The sequence below is a fragment of the Marinospirillum celere genome, from assembly GCF_900112235.1.
GTDB lineage: Bacteria > Pseudomonadota > Gammaproteobacteria > Pseudomonadales > Halomonadaceae > Marinospirillum > Marinospirillum celere.
Map to the genome: position 1 here is coordinate 564581 of NZ_FOLH01000001.1, position 20465 is coordinate 585045.

At 52.0% G+C, this 20465-nt stretch carries 19 protein-coding genes; 11 read left to right on the forward strand and 8 right to left on the reverse strand.

Going from position 1 to position 20465, the window contains the following annotated elements; translation table 11 throughout:
* Positions 1 to 80: 80 nt before the first annotated feature.
* On the forward strand, positions 81 to 2207 hold the full coding sequence (locus tag BM185_RS02710) for a methyl-accepting chemotaxis protein (protein WP_091958873.1): 2127 nt from the start codon (positions 81 to 83) through the stop codon (positions 2205 to 2207).
* A gap of 12 nt (positions 2208 to 2219) precedes the next feature.
* On the opposite strand, the gene BM185_RS02715 is transcribed toward BM185_RS02710, so the two are convergent.
* On the reverse strand, positions 2220 to 2600 hold the full coding sequence (locus tag BM185_RS02715) for a YchJ family protein (RefSeq protein WP_091958876.1): 381 nt from the start codon (positions 2598 to 2600) through the stop codon (positions 2220 to 2222).
* Between the two features lie 163 nt (positions 2601 to 2763).
* Here BM185_RS02715 and BM185_RS02720 point away from each other — a divergent pair, with 163 nt between their 5' ends.
* Positions 2764 to 4029 (forward strand): HD-GYP domain-containing protein, encoded by a 1266-nt coding sequence (locus BM185_RS02720; protein ID WP_091958879.1) that lies wholly within the window; start codon positions 2764 to 2766, stop codon positions 4027 to 4029.
* Here BM185_RS02720 and BM185_RS02725 read toward each other — a convergent pair.
* The 3 genes from BM185_RS02725 to xthA are packed head-to-tail and all read right to left on the reverse strand — an operon-like array spanning position 4022 to position 6646.
* A complete protein-coding gene (locus tag BM185_RS02725; RefSeq protein WP_091958882.1) occupies positions 4022 to 4888 on the reverse strand; it encodes a 1,4-dihydroxy-2-naphthoate polyprenyltransferase in 867 nt (288 codons plus the stop codon). The two genes, BM185_RS02720 and BM185_RS02725, sit on opposite strands and share 8 nt — an antisense overlap.
* Before the next feature lie 12 nt (positions 4889 to 4900).
* A complete protein-coding gene (locus BM185_RS02730; RefSeq protein ID WP_177203447.1) occupies positions 4901 to 5800 on the reverse strand; it encodes a bile acid:sodium symporter family protein in 900 nt (299 codons plus the stop codon).
* A 27-nt stretch (positions 5801 to 5827) separates the two neighbouring features.
* The gene (gene xthA / locus BM185_RS02735; RefSeq protein WP_091958885.1) at positions 5828 to 6646 is read right to left on the reverse strand and encodes an exodeoxyribonuclease III; all 819 of its coding nucleotides are present in this window, start codon (positions 6644 to 6646) and stop codon (positions 5828 to 5830) included.
* A 130-nt stretch (positions 6647 to 6776) separates the two neighbouring features.
* Here xthA and dcd point away from each other — a divergent pair, with 130 nt between their 5' ends.
* Entirely contained in the window at positions 6777 to 7343 is a 567-nt protein-coding gene (gene dcd / locus BM185_RS02740; protein ID WP_091958888.1) for a dCTP deaminase, read from the forward strand.
* Between the two features lie 56 nt (positions 7344 to 7399).
* Here the strand turns inward: dcd and mqo are convergent, their stop codons facing one another.
* Entirely contained in the window at positions 7400 to 8917 is a 1518-nt protein-coding gene (gene mqo, locus BM185_RS02745) for a malate dehydrogenase (quinone) (protein ID WP_091958891.1), read from the reverse strand.
* Between the two features lie 214 nt (positions 8918 to 9131).
* Here mqo and BM185_RS02750 point away from each other — a divergent pair, with 214 nt between their 5' ends.
* Positions 9132 to 10463 (forward strand): SLC13 family permease, encoded by a 1332-nt coding sequence (locus tag BM185_RS02750; RefSeq protein WP_091959883.1) that lies wholly within the window; start codon positions 9132 to 9134, stop codon positions 10461 to 10463.
* On the opposite strand, the gene BM185_RS02755 is transcribed toward BM185_RS02750, so the two are convergent.
* The 3 genes from BM185_RS02755 to BM185_RS02765 form a co-directional block, all read right to left on the reverse strand.
* A complete protein-coding gene (locus BM185_RS02755; RefSeq protein ID WP_091958894.1) occupies positions 10460 to 11383 on the reverse strand; it encodes a ribose-phosphate pyrophosphokinase in 924 nt (307 codons plus the stop codon). The two genes, BM185_RS02750 and BM185_RS02755, sit on opposite strands and share 4 nt — an antisense overlap.
* Positions 11380 to 12906, reverse strand: coding sequence for a thymidine phosphorylase family protein (locus tag BM185_RS02760; protein WP_091958897.1), 1527 nt, complete (start codon positions 12904 to 12906; stop codon positions 11380 to 11382). Before BM185_RS02760 ends, BM185_RS02755 begins: the two co-directional genes overlap by 4 nt.
* 79 nt (positions 12907 to 12985) lie before the next feature.
* A complete protein-coding gene (locus BM185_RS02765) occupies positions 12986 to 14233 on the reverse strand; it encodes an EAL domain-containing protein (protein WP_091958900.1) in 1248 nt (415 codons plus the stop codon).
* A 238-nt stretch (positions 14234 to 14471) separates the two neighbouring features.
* On the opposite strand from BM185_RS02765, the gene BM185_RS02770 reads away from it, so the two are divergent.
* Genes BM185_RS02770 through BM185_RS02800 form a run of 7 tightly spaced genes read left to right on the forward strand, consistent with a single transcriptional unit; the run spans position 14472 to position 20436 of the window.
* Positions 14472 to 15188 (forward strand): YebC/PmpR family DNA-binding transcriptional regulator, encoded by a 717-nt coding sequence (locus tag BM185_RS02770; protein ID WP_091958903.1) that lies wholly within the window; start codon positions 14472 to 14474, stop codon positions 15186 to 15188.
* Between the two features lie 17 nt (positions 15189 to 15205).
* The gene (locus BM185_RS02775) at positions 15206 to 15721 is read left to right on the forward strand and encodes a Na+/H+ antiporter subunit E (RefSeq protein ID WP_091958906.1); all 516 of its coding nucleotides are present in this window, start codon (positions 15206 to 15208) and stop codon (positions 15719 to 15721) included.
* Entirely contained in the window at positions 15718 to 16008 is a 291-nt protein-coding gene (locus tag BM185_RS02780) for an MrpF/PhaF family protein (protein WP_091958910.1), read from the forward strand. Before BM185_RS02775 ends, BM185_RS02780 begins: the two co-directional genes overlap by 4 nt.
* The gene (gene mnhG / locus BM185_RS02785) at positions 15995 to 16348 is read left to right on the forward strand and encodes a monovalent cation/H(+) antiporter subunit G (RefSeq protein WP_091958913.1); all 354 of its coding nucleotides are present in this window, start codon (positions 15995 to 15997) and stop codon (positions 16346 to 16348) included. The genes BM185_RS02780 and mnhG overlap by 14 nt, the downstream gene beginning before the upstream one ends.
* A complete protein-coding gene (locus BM185_RS02790) occupies positions 16345 to 17268 on the forward strand; it encodes a hydrogenase subunit MbhD domain-containing protein (protein WP_091958916.1) in 924 nt (307 codons plus the stop codon). Before mnhG ends, BM185_RS02790 begins: the two co-directional genes overlap by 4 nt.
* Positions 17265 to 17567, forward strand: a complete 303-nt coding sequence (locus BM185_RS02795; protein WP_218149362.1) for an NADH-quinone oxidoreductase subunit K — start codon at positions 17265 to 17267, stop codon at positions 17565 to 17567. The genes BM185_RS02790 and BM185_RS02795 overlap by 4 nt, the downstream gene beginning before the upstream one ends.
* Positions 17560 to 20436: a proton-conducting transporter transmembrane domain-containing protein gene (locus BM185_RS02800; protein ID WP_177203448.1), complete on the forward strand. Its 2877-nt coding sequence runs from the start codon at positions 17560 to 17562 to the stop codon at positions 20434 to 20436. Before BM185_RS02795 ends, BM185_RS02800 begins: the two co-directional genes overlap by 8 nt.
* Positions 20437 to 20465 lie beyond the last annotated feature (29 nt).

A 20465-nucleotide genomic window follows, 5' to 3' on the forward strand; every position in this document is an offset into this window, starting at 1 on the left:
ACCCTGTTCAGGGTGTATATTGGCTTCCATGCCATGTTACTAGGGATCTGGTGATCCACTAATATTAGGGACAATAGTCTATGCTGCAATCCTCACTGCGTCATCAACTTCTGTTTTTCTCTGCGCTCGGGCTAATTACTGCTGTATTAGCCATTACTGCTTACAGTGCATTCAGCTTGAATAATCTTGCACAGAGTAACCAAGAGCGCTCCGAAAGCTTTTTTACCGAACAGCTTATCAACCAGCTAGAACAGCGCTTGAGCAACGAAGCTCTGGAGATGGAGCAACGCATTGGTCAGGTTGCCGCTGTTGCTCAAGGCTTGTCTGATACTCTCGCTGGCTTGATAAAAGCGGATGCAGCTAGCAAGTTAAGCCGTGAAGATTGGAGCCACTTGGTGCGCCATGCATTGGAAGCTTACGACAGCCCAGTGGGAACCTATCTGGTTTGGGAGCCTAATGCTGTTGATGGCCAGGATGCCGATTATGCTGGCAATCAGCACCATTCTGACGATCAGGGTCGCTTCGGTGTTTATTGGACGCGCAGCCTTGACGGTACCTATGGAGCACGCCCTGTAGCCACTCAAGGACTCGATGACAATAGCACCAACCAATGGGGGTTGAGAGCCCACGAGTGGTATCAATGTCCGCGTGACCAAGGCTCTCTCTGTATTACCGATCCCGGTGTTTGGGATGTACAGGGCACTCCGACGCTCATGGCCTCAGCCGTTACACCGGTACAGGTGAATGGCCGTTTCCTGGGAATGGCTGGTGCCGATTTTTCCATGGCTTTTGCCCAGAGACTGGCGGAACGCATCCAGGATTCTTTGTATGCGGGTCACTCTCAATTAAGGGTGGTTTCTCACCATGGGTTTTTAGCAGCCGACACCGAGCAACCTGATCAAGTCGGAACTCACTACAGTGAAGCACAGGGAATGAGTCAAAGCTGGGATGATCTGAAGGAGCTGGTAACCCAGGGCCAGAAATCCAGCTGGATACAGGAAGGTCACGTTATTCTTTTGGTGCCCATGCCGCTTCAGGAGGCTGGTACGCCCTGGGCAATAGAGTTTCGCTTACCCTTGAATGTCGCTCTGGCTGAAGTAGAAGAACAAAGCCGGCTCATTCAGCAGGAGTTCAATCAGCAAATTCTGATTCAGTTTTTAATTGGTTTGATCACTGCTGCTGTAGCCCTATTGCTAATGGCTTGGGTTGCCTCTCACCTCGCACGTCCTTTAATACAATTGACTCAACTGGCTGAAACCACGGCTGCTGATGGTGATTTGACTCGGCGTTTTGACCTTAACCGTAAAGATGAAGTGGGGCGCCTGGCGCAAACCTTGAATCACCTGCAAAGCAGCACTCAGCAAGCTATTGCCGAAACGGCACTGCAGGTTGATGAAATGGATCAGCTCAGTGAGAAGAATTTACAGTTGATTGAGCTGGTTGATACCACTGTAGCGAATCAGCAGCAAGAGCTTAATCAGGCCGCCAGTGCCCTGGATCAGATTACCGCTGCCGCTACCCAGGTTGCTGATCTGGCAACAAATGCAGCTCAAAGCAGTAGCCTAAGTTCCAGCCAGGTTACAGAGTCGGCCGAGGCAGCGAACAACAGTGCGAATCAGATCACTCAGCTGGAGCAACAGCTTAATCACACACTGGCAACCTTGCAGGAATTGAGCTCGGCTAATGAAGAAATTATTAGCATGACTAGCACCATTAATGAGATTTCTGAACAAACCAACCTGTTGGCTCTGAATGCTGCCATAGAAGCGGCCCGTGCGGGGGAGCAGGGGCGTGGTTTTGCGGTAGTTGCCGATGAGGTTCGTCAGTTGGCCACGCGCACTCAAACAGCAACGGCAGAAATTGACTCTGTACTGGATCATCTCAACCAGAAAACCCGGTCAGTCATTACTGCCTTGAATAAAAGCCAGAGTGTTATGAGTAGCTGCAAGAATCAGTCAGAAGAATCCAGTCGTGCTTTAAGTAAGGTTCAAGCTTCCAGCGATGAGATTGAAGAAGCTTCCACCCAGATAGCCGCAGCAGCGGAAGAGCAAAGTGCAGCCACCCGGACGCTTCTGGAAAGCTTCAAAGACTTGCATCAGGAAGCTAGCCAGCTGACATATCAGGCTAAAGACGCCAAAGAAAGCAGCTCCAAGCTTGAAGAGGCCGCGGAAGCAGTTAAGCAGCAATTGCGTCGCTTTAGATTTTAAGGGCCTTCCAAGCTATCTGATTAGGCCATTAAGGTAGTACCAGCGGCCTTTTTGTTTGATAAAGCGGGACTCTTCCTCTATACACTCAGGGCCCTTGCCACCCTGATACCAGGCTTTGAAGTGAACTCTGCCCTGGGTGCCTTGCTGGCTGTAAGACACGATGTCTAGCCCTTGCCAGTCGGGACTGCTGCTGAGATCCAGTTGTTCGGGGCGGGTATCGGGGTGCCAGGTGGCGAGCAGGTAATCGCTTAATTGCAGTACATAAGCCGTATAGCGAGAGCGCATGAGTTGTTCGGGAGTGCGGGCCGCTTCACCTTCATGTAGCGGTTGACAGCAAAGGCCGTAGTCTTTGTTACTACTACAGGGGCAGAAGTGGTTAGGCTGGGTGACCATAGGGTCTCCTGTTTGAACAAGTTGGTGATCTCTTGAATGCATGAAGATTAACAACTGCTTAAATAGATATAAAAGTAGTTGCTGTGGTTTATACAATGGACCTAGAGTAACACTAAGATTTTATCTTATTTTTCAATCTGGCTTGCCAGACAGAAGGTGCTGAATGGTCAAAGTGATTTCGGTCGATCAGTTGCGTGTAGGGATGTTTATTTCTGATGAAAACACCGAGTGGGTTCCGGAGGGAAATCGAACGAAATCAGGCCTAATTCGCCGCCCTGAAGTCATTGAAAAGATAAGGGCCCGGGGGATTGACTACATTACCATCGATCCTTTGCGTGGCGAGGATGTTTTGGAAGTTGCAGCTAGTCAGCCCTCCGAAGACAGTTTTGGTTGGCAGGCCAAGGAAGTAACGCCCAGGCCTGTTACTAAAGTGGCTGAGGTCATTGCTCAGCAGGAACAGTCCGGGGTGAGCAGCCCGTCAGCACCTCAGGTCAGTGTCAGTTTGGAAGATGAGCAGGACAAAGCTAAACGCATCCATGGTGAAGCCTTAAAGGTTGTCGACGGGGTGATGGATAAAGTGCGCTCCGGCACGAGTATTGATGTCAAGGAAGTAGAGGATGTTGCCGAGCAGCTGGTTGACTCTATCTTCCGTAACCAGAATGCTTTGGCTTGCCTGTCGCGTATTCGTGATAAAGACCAGTACCTGATGGAACACTCCCTGAATGTTGGCATCCTGCTCAGTATTCTGGGTAAATCCATGGGCTTTGATCTGGCAACTGTCCGCAAACTGGCCGTGGGTGGCATGTTGCATGATATTGGTAAAGTCCAGGTGCCGGATGAGATTTTGCATAAGCCGGGCAAGCTGGAAGCCGATGAATGGGAAACCATGAAGTTACACGTTAACTTTGGTGAGGCTTATCTGGATCAAATCGCGGTTGATCAGATGATCATCAAAATTTGCGCCCAACACCATGAGCGACTCGACAGTACGGGCTACCCAAGACGTTTGAGTAAAGAAGCGATCAGCCTTTATGGACGCATGGCAGCCGTCTGTGATGTCTATGATGCGATTACAGCAGACCGTGTCTACCATAAGGGCATGACACCGACTGTGGCTATGAAGAGACTGGTGGAGTGGAGTGATGACCACCTGGATCGTAAGCTGGTTTATCAGTTTATTCGGGCCTTGAGTATTTATCCGGTGGGCTCCTTGGTTCTACTGGAATCAGGTTGCTTGGCGATAGTCATTGAACCTAACCCCATTCAGCAGTCACAGCCGCGTGTAAGGGTGGTTTATCACTCTAAACTTAAGCAGTTTTTACCCGTTGAAGACTTGGATCTTGCTCAGACTGGGGAGGATGAAAAAATCCTTAAGGCTGTAGACCCAGAGCGCCTGGAGGTGAAAATCCCGATCATGGACTTTATTTAGCAAGAATCCAGGATTGGGCTAGTGCATAAATCAATACCAGCAAGGCGGTCAGGGCCAGTAGACGGTTGAGTTCTCTGCTTTGCCAGCGTTGAATGGCCCAGAGCAGGAAAAGCACCAACGGGCTGGTTAGCAACAGAGGGAGCCAAGAGAGCTGGCTGAGTCCAGGGTTAGCCAGCCAGTGAAGGCTCAGGCCGCTGATGAGCAGGCCTTGATAAAGACGTCGGGCATGGGTATCACCCAAGCGGACGGCAAGAGTCCGCTTGGCGGCTTTAGCATCAGTAATGCGGTCACGAATATTATTGACCAGCATGATGCTGGCACTCCAGACCCCCAAAAGGCTGGCATAGATAAAAGCTTCCAGGTTGAGGCTGAGGCTTTGCAGATAATAGCTCCCCATAACCGCTACCCAGCCGAAAAAGATCAGCACCAGGAGTTCACCTAAACCCAGCGAAGCCAGGGGTTTGGGGCCACCACTATAAGCCAGGGCTGCAAGCAAGGATGCCAGCCCCAGAGGCAACAGCCACCAGCTCACCCAGGCTGCCAGCATCAAACCGCTGAGGACAGCCAGCAACAGAATGCCTGCCAGCCCCAGTTTCAGCTGGTGCGGTTGAATTAATCCGGCTTGAGTGACTCTGACCGGTCCCAAGCGTTCAGCTGTATCTACCCCTGAAGCAGCATCAAAAAGGTCGTTGGCAAAATTAACGGCAATTTGCAGGCTGAGTGCGCATATCATCGCAAGCCAAAAAATAAATCCGCTGAAGTTGCCTTCCGATGCTGCCAAGGCGCTACCCAGCAAAATTGGGGCTACCGAAGCCGGTAGGGTTTTGGGTCTCAAGGCCAGAAGCCAGTGGAAAAGCATTAAAATCTATCCTTAGAGAGAGCTGGAATGGCGAGCCAGGGCCGCTTTTTCAGGGAGTTGGTCTTTTTTGTACAGCCAATAGACAAAGCTGAAAGCCGGCAGATTCATAAGGATGCCATACATCAGTGGAACCAGCGCCAAAGCAGGTTCTTGCAAAAGGGTTAAGGCAACCAGAAGCGCGGTGCCAGCATTTTGCACGCCCACTTCCAGGCCCAGGGTTCGCTTTTGTTGATCCTTAAGCCCGGCTTTGGCAGCCAGGAAATAGCCGCTGAGGATGGCTGAGCTACTCAAGAGCAGAATTGCCAGAGCTTGGAAGCTGAATAGATCCCTTGCCAAGTGTAGATGCGTAGCCATAAGGGAGATAACAATCAGGATCATGATCAGGGCTGAAAAACGCCTGATAGCAGGCTGAATGCTTAGCGCCCAGTCAGGAAAACCTTGCCGAACGAGCATGCCAAGTAATACTGGGACGAGGGTGATCATTGCCAGCTGTTGAATGGTTGCACCCAAAGGCAGCAGGAAGCTGTCAACGCGGATAGGGTTGAAGTGTAAGTAACCCAAAAACAGCAAGGGTAGGGTTAGGGGAGTCAGTAGACTGGTAATACCGGTAAGGGTGACACTCAAGGCAACATCGCCCCTGGCTATCAGGGAGAAGAGGTTGGAGGTGGCACCACCCGGACAGAGGGCAACCAGGAAAAGCCCGGCTGCTGCCACTGGGTTTAGCGGCAACAGCAGGATCAACAATAAAGCCAGAGCAGGCAGCAGGAGCAACTGGAGAGACAGGCCCAGCATTGTGGCCTTGGGTGCCTGAATGACTTGTTTGAAGTCTCTGAAAGTTAATCCCAAGCCGATACCGAGCATCACCAGCGCCAAAATCAATGGCAGCAGGGTTTGGGTCACCAGTTGTTGCATGGCAGCTAATCCTTAAGTGCTTGGCTGTTATTGAAAATCAAACTGACTCCAGACTGGGGCGTGGTCTGAGGGCTTTTCCATACCACGAATATCATAATCAATACCGGTATCCTTGCAGTAGGAAGCCAAGCCATGGCTGGCAAGGAGTAAATCAATTCTCAGGCCGCGCTTGGGGTCATCGTCGAAGCCTTTACTACGGTAATCAAACCAGCTAAAAAGCTCATTGTTTTCAGGGTGTTGCTCCCGATAAGTATCGATCAACCCCCAGCTTAACAGCTTTTGCATCCATTGGCGCTCTTCAGGTTGGAAGCTGGTTTTACCCGTTCTCAGCCAGCGTTTACGATTTTCTTCACCAATGCCGATATCCAAATCAGTGCTGGAAATATTAAAGTCACCAACCACCAGTACTCGGTCTTCTGGCGTAAAGTTGGCTTCCAACAGCTGTTGCAAATCTGCATAAAAGCGGCGTTTGGCCGGAAACTTCACTTCATGCTTGATGTTTTCACCCTGAGGAAAATAGCCGTTGATCAGGGTCAAAGGCTTGCCATCCGGACAGAGGTGGCGGGTCGTGATCAGGCGGCGTTGGGCGGTGTCATCATCTGTGGGAAAGCCTTTCTGAGCGGCTTCTGGCTTTTTCAGAGACAGGGTGGCAACACCATAGTGGGTTTTCTGGCCGTGAAAGTCGGCATGGTAGCCGAGGGCTTCAACTTGCTGGAGCGGGAAGTCTGGATCATTGACCTTGGTTTCCTGAAGTGCAATCACATCAGGCTGGTGTTTGTTGATCAGGGCTTCAAGTTGGTGGAAACGGGCACGCAGGCTATTGATGTTGAAGCTTACAATTTTCATGAAGGCGGTTTTTCCCAGTCGCGTGAATCGGTTTGGCGGTGATCAAAACAGAGGATTTTAACATCTTTGTTCTGCTAGAATAGCCCGGTTTTTCGCTGAAGATTAAGAGGCCGTGAGCCTGGAGAGCAGCATGAGCATAAAATCGGATAAATGGATACGCCGCCTGTCGCAGGAAACAGGCATGATCGAGCCTTTTGAAGCGGGTCAAGTGCGTGAAGCAGAAGGCCAGCAAATTATTTCTTATGGCACCTCCAGCTATGGCTACGATGTGCGCTGTGCTGATGAATTTAAGATTTTTACCAATATCAATTCCAGCATTGTTGATCCCAAGAATTTTGACGATAAAAGCTTTGTTGAAGTGAAAGGGGATCGTTGCATTATTCCACCCAATTCCTTTGCACTGGCAAGAACTGTGGAGTATTTCCGCATTCCCCGCGATGTTCTGGTGGTTTGTTTGGGTAAAAGCACCTATGCGCGCTGCGGTATCATCGTCAATGTCACGCCTTTGGAACCGGAATGGGAAGGGCATGTGACCCTTGAATTCTCCAATACCACGCCGCTGCCCGCGGTCATCTATGCCAATGAAGGGGTTGCCCAGATGCTCTTTTTTGGTGGTGATGAAATCTGTGATGTGTCCTATGCAGACCGTAAAGGAAAGTACCAGGGCCAGCGTGGTGTCACTCTGCCCAGAACCTGATCATAAAAAAGCCCGCTGTGAACAGCGGGCCAAGTTTTGCTTGCTCACTTGTTTTTTCAAGCAACCCCTCTGGCGGGTTCGGCTTTGGAACTTTTTTCCAATTCCAGTGTTGCCAGGGTTCTGGTTCTTACTTCTTTTAAGAGGGCTTCATTTTCGGCCAGTTTCTCGCCATAGGAAGGAATCATGGCTTTGATCATGCGCTGGCCTTCATCGCTGGCAAGCAGTTTTGGATGGGCGCGCTCTATCACCTGCAACATGGCTTGTACCGCAGTAGAAGCGCCAGGAGAGGCACCCAGCAGGGCTGCAATGCTCTTGTCTTCGGAAACGATAACCTCGGTTCCAAATTCCAGCTTGCCGCCGCCTTTTTCATTTCTTTTGATGATTTGCACGCGCTGACCGGCAATGGATAGCTGCCAATCTTCTTTTCTGGCTTCAGGGAAGTATTTCTGCAGGGCTTTAACGCGGGCTTCATGGGACTGCAGGGATTCACTGATCAGATAGCGGGTCAGATCCAGATTGTTTACCCCAACCGACATCAAAGGACGCAGGTTGTTGGCACGTACCGAGCAGGCCAGATCCAGGAAAGAACCCTGTTTAAGGAATTTGGTCGTGAAGCCGGCAAAGGGGCCAAAGAGCAGTGCTTTTTTGCCGTTGATAATGCGGGTGTCCAGGTGAGGAACCGACATGGGAGGCGCACCTAGTGGTGGTTTGCCATACACCTTGGCGGCATGTTGCTCAATGACTTCTGGATTATTGCAGATCAGCCATTGACCACTGACCGGGAAACCACCATAGCCTTTGCTTTCTTTAATGCCGGATTTTTGCAGTAGAGGCAGGGCTGCACCGCCAGCACCTATGAAGATGAACTTGGCATCAATTACCTTACTTTGGCCGGCTGCCATATCTTTGAGGATAACCCGCCAACTGCCATCTTTGCTCTGACGTAAGCCTTCAACCGAATGGCTGAGGAAAAGATCAAAGTCTTCCTGCTTGACCAGATTGCTCACCAGGCTGCGGCTGAGTTCACCAAAGTTGACATCAGTGCCATAGGCTACACGGGTAGCAGCAACTTTTTCGCCTGGTTTGCGGGATTTCATAATCAGTGGCATCCACTCAGTAATTTGAGCGGGCTCTTCACTGTATTCCATATCCCGGAAGAGGTGATGTTGGCTTAGGGTTTCATAACGCTTGCGCAGGAAGGCAACATTTTCGTCACCCCAGACAAAGCTGCAGTGAGGCGTTGGGTTGATAAAGTTGCTGGGTGCGGGAAGAGAGCCTTCTTCAACCAGATAAGACCAGAATTGCAAGCTCATTTCAAAAGCTGAGTTGATGTTTAGCGCTTTCGTGGTATCGATGCTGCCATCTTCAAGCTGAGGTGTATAGTTCAGCTCACAGTAGGCGGCATGGCCAGTACCTGCGTTGTTAAGCGCATCAGTGCTTTCCTGGGCGACCTGGTCCAGCCTTTCGACCATGGCCATCTTCAGTGAGGGATCCAGCTGCTTAAGAAGCATGCCGAGGGTTGAGCTCATGGCTCCGGCACCTATCAGCAGCACGTCCACTTGCTTTGCTGTCATCGTCAATTAACCCCATCCAGTTTATTATGGCGGCGATTATAGGCTTCAACCTGCGACAATCAATGCGCCTATAGTGGAAAAAGCCATAAATATAGATTATGGCAAAAATTTGCCCTGTCAGTTCCTGACTTTTGCGTTTTTAAGCGATTTTGCTCTATCTTTTTGCTTTGAAGTGGCTAAAATCCCTGCTTTTCTTAAGTCCTTTGGAGTTTCTGTGCGTCTTTTACACTGCTTGCTTGCCAGCTTGAGTTTTCTAGCCGTTTATTTTTTAGCACCGGTAGAGCGCGAAGTGGCCGCTGGTTTGGCAATCTTGGTCATGATTGCCTGGCTTTGGTTGACGGAAGCCTTGCATGTCAGTGTAACTGCTTTACTGGTTCCTTTGTTGGCAACGGCGACAGGAATATTCACTCTGCCCAAAGCGGTATCCCATTTTGCAGACCCAATTATCTTTCTGTTTTTAGGCGGTTTTGCGCTCGCTGCTGGTTTGCGTCAACAAGGCCTGGACCGTTGGATGGCCTCCTGGGTGATGCAAAAAGCAGGCGGCGAGCTGGGCAAGGCTGCACGCTGGTTATTTGCTCTGACGGCTTTGCTATCCATGTGGATCAGCAATACCGCAACGGCGGCCATGATGCTGCCCCTGGCCCTGGGTTTGTTGGCTCCGTTAGAGATGGATCGTTACCGTTCAACCTGGATTTATGTGCTCCTGGGCGTGGCTTTTAGCGCCAATATTGGCGGTATAGGCACCCTGGTTGGCAGTCCACCCAATGCCATTGCGGCTTCGGCAATGGGTATCAGTTTTGGGCAATGGTTACTTTGGGGGTTGCCCTTGGTGGTCGTCTTCTTACCTGCTATGGATATGATGCTGCGCTGGGTATTGAAGCCTGCTTTAAAAGCCGAAGTGAGTGTGACTGCAAGTCAGGTGGAATGGACGGGTCGCCATACGGGAATGTTATTGGTATTTTTGTTGACAGTTGTGTTATGGGTAGCAGGTGCACCCTTGGGCAAGTTAGTGGGCATCGAAAGTGGCTATGACTCAGCTGTGGCGCTACTTGCGCTGATTCTTCTGCATACCTTTGCCTTGGCCAGCTGGCGCGAAATTGAAAAAAGTGCTGACTGGGGCGTGTTGCTGCTCTTTGGAGGTGGTATTACCCTGAGTGCTGCTTTGGGTGCGAGTGGAGCAGGCGAATGGCTTGCTCAGCTCTTGGGTGGTGCCTTTAGCACCTTGCCCCCATTGTTGGTGATCGGCTTGATGATTCTCTTTGCTCTGGCTCTGACCGAAGTCGCCAGCAACACCGCCAGTGCAGCCTTGTTGATTCCCTTGTTTACCGGCATGGTTCCAGAAATCAGCCCCCTGGTCATTGCGGTCATGATTGCCGTGGCTACCTCCTGCGCTTTCCTGCTACCGGTTGCCACGCCACCCAATGCGATTATTTTCGGTAGTGGCAAGGTGCCGCAACGCTCGATGATCATCAATGGCAGTTGGGTCACCCTGCTGATTTTCCCACTCCTGATTTTAGCCGCAGGCGTGGGCTTGTTGCTTGGTTAACTCCCGGTAAGCCAGGTCTTGAGGCCCTCGGCCAAGGCAGGAGCCAGGTCGATGGCATTGGATGGATGGGGTACCGAATTGCTGGTCACCACCTTCTGGGTAGGGCCTGCTTTTAACAGCTCCCAGGCATTGGCACCAAATAAACCATGCGTACCTATACAAACAGCAGGCTGCATGCCTGCTTTGTTGAGGTGCTCCAGAGTGTTGAGCAGGGTTCTGCCGCTGGAAATAATGTCATCGACCAGGACCGGGGTATGATCCAGGTATTGATCGACATGAGGCACGGAAACCTCGACATCCAGATCGCCGCTGCGAACCTTCTCAAGTACTTCAAAGGGGGCGTCAGCCAGGCGGGCTACTTCAGCAACCCATTGTTCACTTTCACTGTCAGGCCCTAAAAGCAGGGGTTTATAAACCTGTTGGGTAATCCACTGGGCGACACTGGGTGCAGATTGCAGCACCAGGCTTTTTAGGCCGTAGATTTCATCCAGGCTTTGGTAGCGGTGCAAGTGGGGGTCTACGGTAACCAGAAAATCAAAGCTGCGTGAAACCAGGCTGGCAAAGTGTCTGGAAGTGATGCATTCACCTGACTTAAAGCGTTTATCCTGGCGCATATAGCTTAAATAGGGAGCCACCAGGGCAATACGCTTGGCACCGAGTTCGCGGAGCACTTCGGCAGTAAAAATCAGTGGAAGAAACTTGGGGTTGGGGTCGTGCAGGCTACAGACCAGCAAGCAATCCTGACCATTAACCTCGCTTTCAACCCTTAGGTAGCTTTCCCCATCCGGAAAATGACGATAATCCAGATGGCCGGTGACAGCGCCCAGTTCTTCAATCAGGTTGTCGGCAATTGTGGAAGGCGTGTCCTCGGCGCTTTCAAAAAAAAGGTCCAGGTTAAAAATTATAGGGGGCTTGTTCATGCGCTGATTCCAATCATTTCCGGGTGAGCTTCCAGAAACTCGACAGCATACTGCAGCTCTCCAGGGCTATCAGCATGCAGGGTCATCAGTAACTGGCCTTTTTTAATTTCATCGGTTAGTTTGACTTCCAAAGTGACTCCCGCAGCCGGATCTTCCGGCGCACCAGCCAGCTTGGCCAGTTGCGAGAGCTGGCGATTATCAATCGTGGTCACTGTGCCTGGCTTTTTGCTATGCCAGTTGTATTGGTAGGGGGCCAATTCAGGTTCACTGAAACCGCCCTGAGCTTCACAAATAGCCATAAACTGCTGTAAGGCCTTCCCAGTGTCCAGGGTTTCCTTGGCCATTTCCGGTCCCTTGCCTGGCTGAGCCAGCCCAGCCATTTCCAGCAATTGTGCAGCCAGGGTTAGGGCTCTTGCCCGTAGATCCTGAGGCGCATCGGCTTGATTGCGCAATACCGCCAACAGATCCCTGGCTTCCAGTGCCGGTCCTATGCCTCGGCCAACCGGCTGGGTGCCATCTGTGAGGATAACCTGAATTTCCAAGCCCAAAGCCTTGCCAGTGGTGATGAGATGGCGGCTCAGCTGTTCAGCGGCTTCATCAGAACGCACCTTGGCAGTGGGGCCGACAGGTATATCAATCAACACATGAGTCGATCCGGCAGCGGCTTTTTTGGAGAGCACTGAAGCAACCATCTGCCCCTCACTATCCAGATCCAGCATCCGCTCAACACGAATGAGTATGTCATCGGCAGGTGATAGGTTGACTGAGCCACCCCAGGCCAAACAGCCGCCATAGCGTTTCACGACGTCTTGAAGGGTTTCCAGGCTCAGGTCAACCTGTGTCATGGTGGCCAGGGTGTCAGCCGTGCCTGCAGGCGAGGTAATGGCCCGAGAGGAGGTTTTCGGCATGATGGCACCACAGGCAGTAACTATGGCGACCACGATGGGTGTGGTGCGGTTACCGGCGAGCCCGCCGACACAGTGCTTGTCAACTACCTTGGGTTGTCCCCAGTCCAGTTGACGGCCTGAGCGCAACATGGCTTGAGTCAGGGCAATGATTTCTTCCTGATCCAGGTTGTCACCAGCACAGGCTGTAACAAAGCTGGAAAGGTGAACATCTGAATAGCGACCAGCCACGATATCATTAATGATTTCCTGAGTTTGGGCTTCATTTAGACGATTGCCATAGACCTTGTGTCTTAAGTGGCTGAGTGAAAGCACCGGATCCGGGTGGCGAATATGGGCTTCACTGTCCGCAGTGGGCGACAGGCGTGCCCAGGCAGATTCGGATAACCCCATTTCACCGGGATTCAGCAGGCCGTTATCATTGACGATAGAGAGGGTGGCGAGTATTGATTGGTCAGCAATGCGAATTTGTACGCGACTGCTGGAGGTAAAGCCTTCCGAGCGACAAACGTGGCTATTGCGTCGGAGATAAACAACCAGTTCCTGATGGGTATCTATGCCCAGACGGACCGGCTTTAAGCGAAACGCCGGTTCATCAGATGCGACCGTGGCAACCATAAAAATTCCTTGTAAACAAAGGGGTTTACAGCAATCTTAGTCGCACAGGCCTAAGCAGGGCAAGTTGCACCGCAAAAGGTCAGTAGTTTTCCAGCCAGGATGCAGGCAAGTCAGCACAGAGTACCAGCAGGCGATTACTGGTTCCCACGTAGATGGCAACTGAAAGGGTAATGTCCAGAGTGGCGTCTGGCAGGCCAAGATAAGGTGCTGAAACCTGGACCTGACCTGGGTTTTCCAGTGCATCGCGGAAATAGCTGCGTCTTGCCCAGAGGGCGCCGGCACCCCGGTTTAAGGGTGCATAGGCAGGTGTTGGTAGAGGCGCACCGCCTGGATGCAGGTTTTCAACAATTTGTACGCCTTCCGCATCCAACAAATAGATGCGCTCTATGGCTGCATGGGCCTGTAAGGGTTGGGTAGCGGTTTTGAAATCGACATCCTGCTCCAGGCTTTTTGCGGTTTCTTTAAGTAGGGTTTGTAGGGTGCCCTGTTTGCGTGCTTGGGTATGCTGGCGTTGGAGCTGGGCATGAAGGGTATGTTGATGAAGGGATTGAATGCTCTGGGAAAGTGCTTTCTCTTCATAGCTTCCCTCGGGTGAGGGTCGGGCAAAATAAAAGCCTTGGGCAAGATCGCATTCGCTGTCCAGAGTCAGTAGGGCATCTTCTTCAGTTTCCACACCTTCCAGCAATACCAGGGCGCCGGTTTCACGTAACAGAGCAACACAGCGCGACAGCCAGCGCTGGCGTCTTGGGCTATTACGTGCATTGACTAACATCGAGCGGTCGAGCTTGACGATATGGGGTTCCAGCTGCCAAATGCGGTCAAAATTGGATTGCCCAGTACCAAAATCATCGATGGCAATCAAGAAGCCTGCATCCTTGTAGTGCTGTACAAATTCCTGCAAGAGCACTGGATCACTGACGGCATCTTCAAGAATTTCCAGCACCATCCGCTCGCTCCCCAATCCCTGACGCTTGAGAAAGCGCTCCAAAAGATCAGAGCGCAGATTGTTGGGGTTAATGGTTTCGCTGCGTAGGTTTAAAAACAGCCATTGGTTGTCGCTGTTGAGTTGAGCAAAGTTGTTCAGGTGATTGGCAATACACTGGCGATCAAATTGCTGAATACGGTTTTCAAGCTGAGCAAGATTAAAGGCTTCAACGGGAGAGCAAGGCTGATTGTTATCATAAGTAGCCCGCAGTAATGCCTCATAGCCAACCACGCGCCGGTGCGTCAAACTGACTATAGGCTGAAAGTGACTGTTAATTCGCATGGACTGAGGGTTCCCTTGGATGCCGGTGATTAAGTGGTATGGCAGTTCAAAATGAGACATCCGCACAATTTCCTCTGACAATAACATAGAATTAATGGACACAGCTTCTGCAAGAAAGATACCAAGTTATACCAGACCGAAAGGTCGCGTTTGCGACTAGTAAGCGGCACTATTATGGTGCAGCTAGCTCGGCTCAAGTGCTTAAGTGCAACTTGTTGGTGCTTGGAAAGCTGGGTGCAGAAGTAAAAAATTGTAGTAAACTGATTGTCTTTAATTTTTGATCAAACAGGTAAACTTCATGGGACGTGCCTTCCAAAACCGTAAAGAATCCATGGCCAAAACGGCTGCTGCAAAAACCAAGGTTTACAGCAAGTATGGACGTGAAATCTATGCCACAGCCAAATCCGGGGGTGCCGACCCCGAAGGTAACCTGGCTTTACGGGGTCTCTTGGATAGAGCCAAAAAAGATCAGGTGCCAGCCCACGTAATCGACAAGGCTCTGGAAAAAGCCAGAGGTGGCGGTGGGGAAGACTTTGCAGTGGCCCGTTATGAAGGCTTTGGTCCTGGCAATATTATGGTCATTGTTAATTGCCTGACGGATAACCCGAACCGAACCTTTGGTGATGTACGCCAGTGTTTTACCAAAACCAAGTGCAAGATAGGCACGCCAGGCAGTGTCAGCCATATGTTTGATCATAGTGCGATCTTTGCTTTTGCCGGTGATGATGAAGAGGCTGTTCTCGATGCTTTGATGGAAGCCGATGTGGATGTCACGGATATTGAGAATGAAGCAGGCCAGATTACTGTTTTTGCACCCCATACCGATTATGCCAAAGCCCGTCAGGCCCTTTTAAGTGCCTTTGGGGAGCTGGATTTTGATATGGATGAAATTCAGTTCCTGCCGCAGACCACTTCACCACTGAATGAAGAAGATCGCCCGATGTTTGAAAAATTCCTTGATCTACTCAATGATCTCGATGATGTGCAAACGGTTTATCACAGCGCCGAGCTCTAACCTGTCAGGGAGATTTTATGCGTTGGTGGCCCAGGCCGGGATTTTTATTACGTAGCCTGCTATTGGCCTTGGTCTGGTGGATCATCAGCCAGGGTCAGGCCAATTCCTGGTGGTGGGGCCTGCCTGCTGTTTTGTTAGTTGCCTGGATCACTCCAGTATTGCCAAGTAGCCAGCCCTGGCGCTGGCGCCTGTTACCCTTCCTGCGTATTTTGCCCCGGTTTCTACTACTTAGTGCTAGAGGGGGCTGGGAAGTCGCCAGACTTGCTTTGTCACCCCACCAGGCTTTGAATAGCCGCTTGATTGATTACACCTGGTCTTGCCTGCCGCCTGGTCCAGCCCAGCTCTTTATGGCCAGTTTGATCAATTTGATTCCTGGTACGCTCACCCTGCGTTTTTTGCCTGATCAAGATTGCCTGCATGTACATCTCTTGCATTTTCAACCGTCAACCTTGAATCAACTTTTGCGCCTGGAGGTTGATGTTGCCGATCTCTATGGTGTGCCGGTCAGCCCAGCCGTTAGGAGCCGCCTATGAATGCAAGCTTCCTGCTGTTGTTACTGTTGATACTACTCTTAAATGCGGGTATTGGTCTTTGGCGGGTGCTCAAGGGGCCAACGGCAGCTGATCGCATGCTGGCGGTTGAACTGATTTCCACTTCCAGCCTGGTGATGGTACTGCTGTTGGGGGTAGTGACGGCGACGGAAGCCTTGCTGGATGTGGCACTCTTGTTTGCTCTGCTGGCTGCTATGGCGGTTGCCAATTTTGCCACCCGCACCTGGTCGGTGCTCAAACGTCATGGGAAGCTTGATGATGATCAGTGAGCTGCTGCTGGGAATCAGTCACCTTAGTCTGGCTTTTGGGGTGGGCTTTCTAGTTGCTGGCACCCTGGGTCTGCTTCGGTTTCCGGATGTTTATGCACGCCTGCATGCCCTGACCAAGGCAGATACTCTGGGTTTGGGGCTGGTGTGTATGGGCTTGGCTTTGCAGGCACCCAGTTTGGCAATGGCGCTTAAATACCTGCTGATCTGGGTGCTGATGCTGATGGCTTCCAGTATAGGCGCTACCCTGGTTGCAGGAACAGCCTATGCTGCAGGCCTGGAGCCTGACTTGGGTGAACAAAAGCCGGTGCAGCTTCAGGTGTCTGCTAAGGACAAGCCATGAATGAGTATCTCCTTTTTGATGCGCTGCTTGCTACAGGTGTTTTTTGGCTGGCTTGGCAGACCCTTTTTGCAGCCAGTCTGTTTCGTGGAGTCATTAGTTTCATGGTCTTTGGCCTGCTGATCTCTCTGGTGTGGATACGCCTGCAAGCACCAGATATTGCCCTGGCTGAAGCAGCAATAGGGGCGGGAGTTACCGGAGCCCTGTTACTTTCGGCCCTGGGCCGATTAGAAGATACCGACTCACCTTCTTTTCGGGCTCTGCCCTGGCGTTCTTCGGCTTTTTGGTCTGGTGGCCTGGTGTTGCTTTTGATGATGATTTGGTTGGCCTGGGTCAGTTGGGAGCTGCCCGCTCCGGGTTTGGCTGCAGAAGTGGAAGCCGAACTGGACCGTGCCGGAGCAACCCACCCAGTGACGGCCGTACTCTTGAATCTGCGTGGATTCGATACTCTGCTGGAAGTGGCCGTTATGTTGTCAGCGGTTATTTTTATCTGGTCCCTGGGTGAAGCAGTCGTTCCTGAAGCTCCCAAAGCACATTTGCCGGGTTTGCCTGCCCTGGCGACTCTTTTACATCCCATCTTTCTGTTGGTCGCCATCTATTTATTGTGGCAAGGGGCTCACGCCCCGGGTGGGGCCTTTCCAGCCGGGGCAGTCCTGGGTGCCGGAGGCATTTTGACTCTCCTTGCCGGTGGCGTTCACTGGATGCAGCAGGAAGATCATCAGCGTCTTCTGCGTTTGCTGCTGGTGGCTGGTCTAGCCCTCTTCTTGCTCTTGGCTTTGGGTGGTTTGGCCGCCACTGGCGTGTTTTACCAACTACCCGTGGCCTGGGCAGGTGCCTTGATTTTGCTGGTGGAAGTGGGAACAGCCTTGTCGATTGCACTGATGTTGATGGCTTTCTATCTGTATGGGGAGCCCAGTTCATGATGGTGATCTATGCGCTTTTGGCGGCTGCCCTGGTAGGGCTGGCCTTGCTCGGCCTTTTTACCGCCAAGCATTTGATCCGGCGACTGCTTGCGATCAATGTCTTGGGCAGTGCTGTATTCTTGCTCCTGGTGGTTATTGCTCGTCAGGCAGAAGACCTGGACCCAGTGCCTCATGCCATGGTGCTGACCGGCATAGTGGTGTCTGTCAGTACCACTGCCGTTGCCCTGGCCCTGATTTTACATGCGGCCGATGCCCGGCGGCGCCGACAGCCGCAAAAACAAGGAGGTGCTGATGAGTGAGCTGCCTCTGGCCGCCCACTGGCCGCTGGCTTTAGCCCTTCTGGTTAGCTGGCCGCTGATACTGGCCATCTTGGCTTTTATTCGCTTGCTACGCCCAGGTATGCTGCTGTTACTGGGGCTGCCTGTGATGCTCTTAGCCTGTTATGTGACCGTGGCAGGGAGTGCTCAAGCTGTTGATCTGCCCTTGACTTTGGCGGTAGGGGGTTGGGCAACCCCTTTGGGCATTCAATGGCTAGTGGATGAACCGGCGGCCTGGATGCTGGTTACCTTAAATAGCATTAGTGCCCTGGCCAGCCTGGCGGCTTTGCTAATGGGGCGTTCCTTGGGTGGTTCCAACTACTATTGGCCGCTTTGGTGGCTGCTTTGGGGCGGCATGAATGCCCTGGTGATTTCTGCAGACTTGTTTAATCTCTATGTCACCCTGGAACTGGTGACTCTGACTGCGGTGGGTCTGGTTGCTCAATCCCGCAATGATCCTGAAGGCAAGGCAGCCATGGATTATCTATTGGCTTCCTTGCTGGCTTCTTTGTTTTATTTATTGGGCGTAGCCTTAATCTATGGTCAGACAGGCACGCTGGATCTGCTCTTGTTACAAGGCCTGTTGGAAGCCGATGGCCTAACCAGTTTGGCTGCTTTGCTGATGACGCTGGGTTTGTTGCTGAAGGCGGCGGTAGTACCCCTGCATTTTTGGCTACCCAATGCCCACTCCAGGGCCCAGGCCCCGGTTAGTGTAGTTTTGTCATCTGTTGTCGTGGCGGTGGCTGTTTATCTCTTGTGGCGCTTGTGGCTGGGGCCTTTTCTGCTACTTCTGGATCGTGTCACCTGGGCATTTAGTCTGTTAACGGCTTTGGCGCTGGTCTGGGGTGGTGTTCTGGCATTTTTGCAGCCCAAGCTTAAACTGGTTTTGGCTTATTCCACCCTGTCACAACTGGGTTTTGCCCTGATGCTACTGGTCTTGGTGCCTGAGACAACCCAGGCGGTCTGGACCAGCCTGCAAGGGCAGGGTGCCCTGGTCTTTCTGCTGGCGCATGGTTTGGCCAAGGCGGCTTTGTTTATGGCGGCCGGTGCTTTAATACTGGTGTATGGCAGTGATTCTTTAAAGCGTTTGGAAGGCAGTGCCGGTGTCTTGCCTGTTGCCTGGATCGGCTTTGCGTTGGCTAGCATCAGCCTGCTGGGAGCCCCGCCGACAGCGGGCTTCGTTGGCAAATGGCAATTATTGCAAGCTGCTCTTCAGGTTGCTGATTATTGGACGGCTTTTTTGCTGTTGTTGGGAACCCTGCTGACTGCAATCTACTTGTTCCGGGTGATGCAATTTGCCTGGAAAAAAACTCCTAAAGGCTTGCCGCTGCCACGTCCTGATTGGCGGGCTCAATCCTTAGCTTGGCTGACCCTGTTTACTGCGCTATGCAGTTGGCTGCTTGGCAGTCTGATGCTGGGTTGGCAGCCGTTTCAGGTATTTGCAGCCCTGCATTTGGATGCCGTAGGGCAAAAGCTTTTCTGGCCCGTACTCCTGCTCTGGCCGCTGGGTCTGGCCCTAAGCATTTTCTGGCAGGAAGGTCGGCAACTTCAGTTGTTGTTGCTGGTGGGCTGGTTGTTGAATTTGTTGCTTATTTTTGCCCAGGATTTGCTGACCTTTTATATCGCCTTTGCTCTGCTGAGTTTTTTGGGTTGGTGGCTGGTGATCTATTCCGCCACTCCTCAGGCCCTGGCTGCTGGACGCCTGTATCTGGGCATGAGCCTCTTTGGCGAGCTGGCCTTCTTTACCGCCTTGGGGTTTCTTGCCGGCTTTGATTTGTCGATAGCGGCTCTGGCTCAGGAAGATTTACCTTCCATTGCCCTGGTGTTACTGGCCGTGGCCTTGGCAATCAAGGCAGGTATGCTGGGTGTTCATATCTGGTTGCCTCTGGCTCATCCGGTTGCACCCGCACCGGCCAGCGCTCTGCTGTCAGGTTTGATGATCAAAGCGGGTGTGCTGGGTTGGATTAGACTCTTCCCTGAACAATCAGCTGTAGTGTCTTGGAGTGAGGGGCTCTTACTTTTGGGATTGATTGCAGCCTTCTATGCGGTTGTTCGCGGTTTGATGCAGCGGCAGGAAAAAAGCCTCTTGGCCTGGTCTAGCATCAGCCAAATGGGACTCATGACCGCCTTACTGGGTGTTCTTCTGGGTTTGGATGACCCTCAGCAGGAGGCTTGGGTGTTGGCAAGCCTGCTCTTGTTGGTTGCCACCCATGCGTTTGCCAAGGCGGTTTTGTTTTTGGGTGTTGGCCTGGCGCAAAGGGCGCAGGTATCGCAACAACAGGGGGTTAGAGCCGGCCTGCTACTGGCAGCCCTAACCCTGGTTGGGGTGCCTTTAACCGGCGGCTATCGGGTTAAATCCAGCCTGGAAATCAGCTTTGACCTGGTTGGAGTGCCAGCAGGGATTCTTTTTGCCTCCAGCCTGGCAACAGCCATCTTGCTGGGGCGTTTACTGGTCTTGTTGGCGAATCAGCCAGTCGACACCTCTAAGCCTGGTTTATCCATCAGTGAACAGGGGGTCTGGTGGCTGGGTGTTCTGGCTACGGTTGGTTATGGCTGGTTGGGCTCGCTGTCCCTGTTGGAAATCAGTTGGTTTTCTCTTGAGGGGTGGGTTAAAGCCTGGTTGCCGGTTTTGCTGGCTGGGTTGGTGCTTGTTTGCTGGAAGCTTTGGTTGCCAGCAACTTTGCCAAGTTTTAGGTTGCCCTGGCGCTGTCCACAAGTCAATTGGTCGGGTTGGACAGGGCGTTTACAGCGCCTGGAAGATCTGATGCAAAGCTGGGCTGGCGTGGGTTTTCTGCTTGCCGTGGTGACACTCTTGTTGGCTGGTTTGCTGGCGTATTCACTTGTGATCTAACAGGTTATAATGCGCGCTTTCCTAAGAAC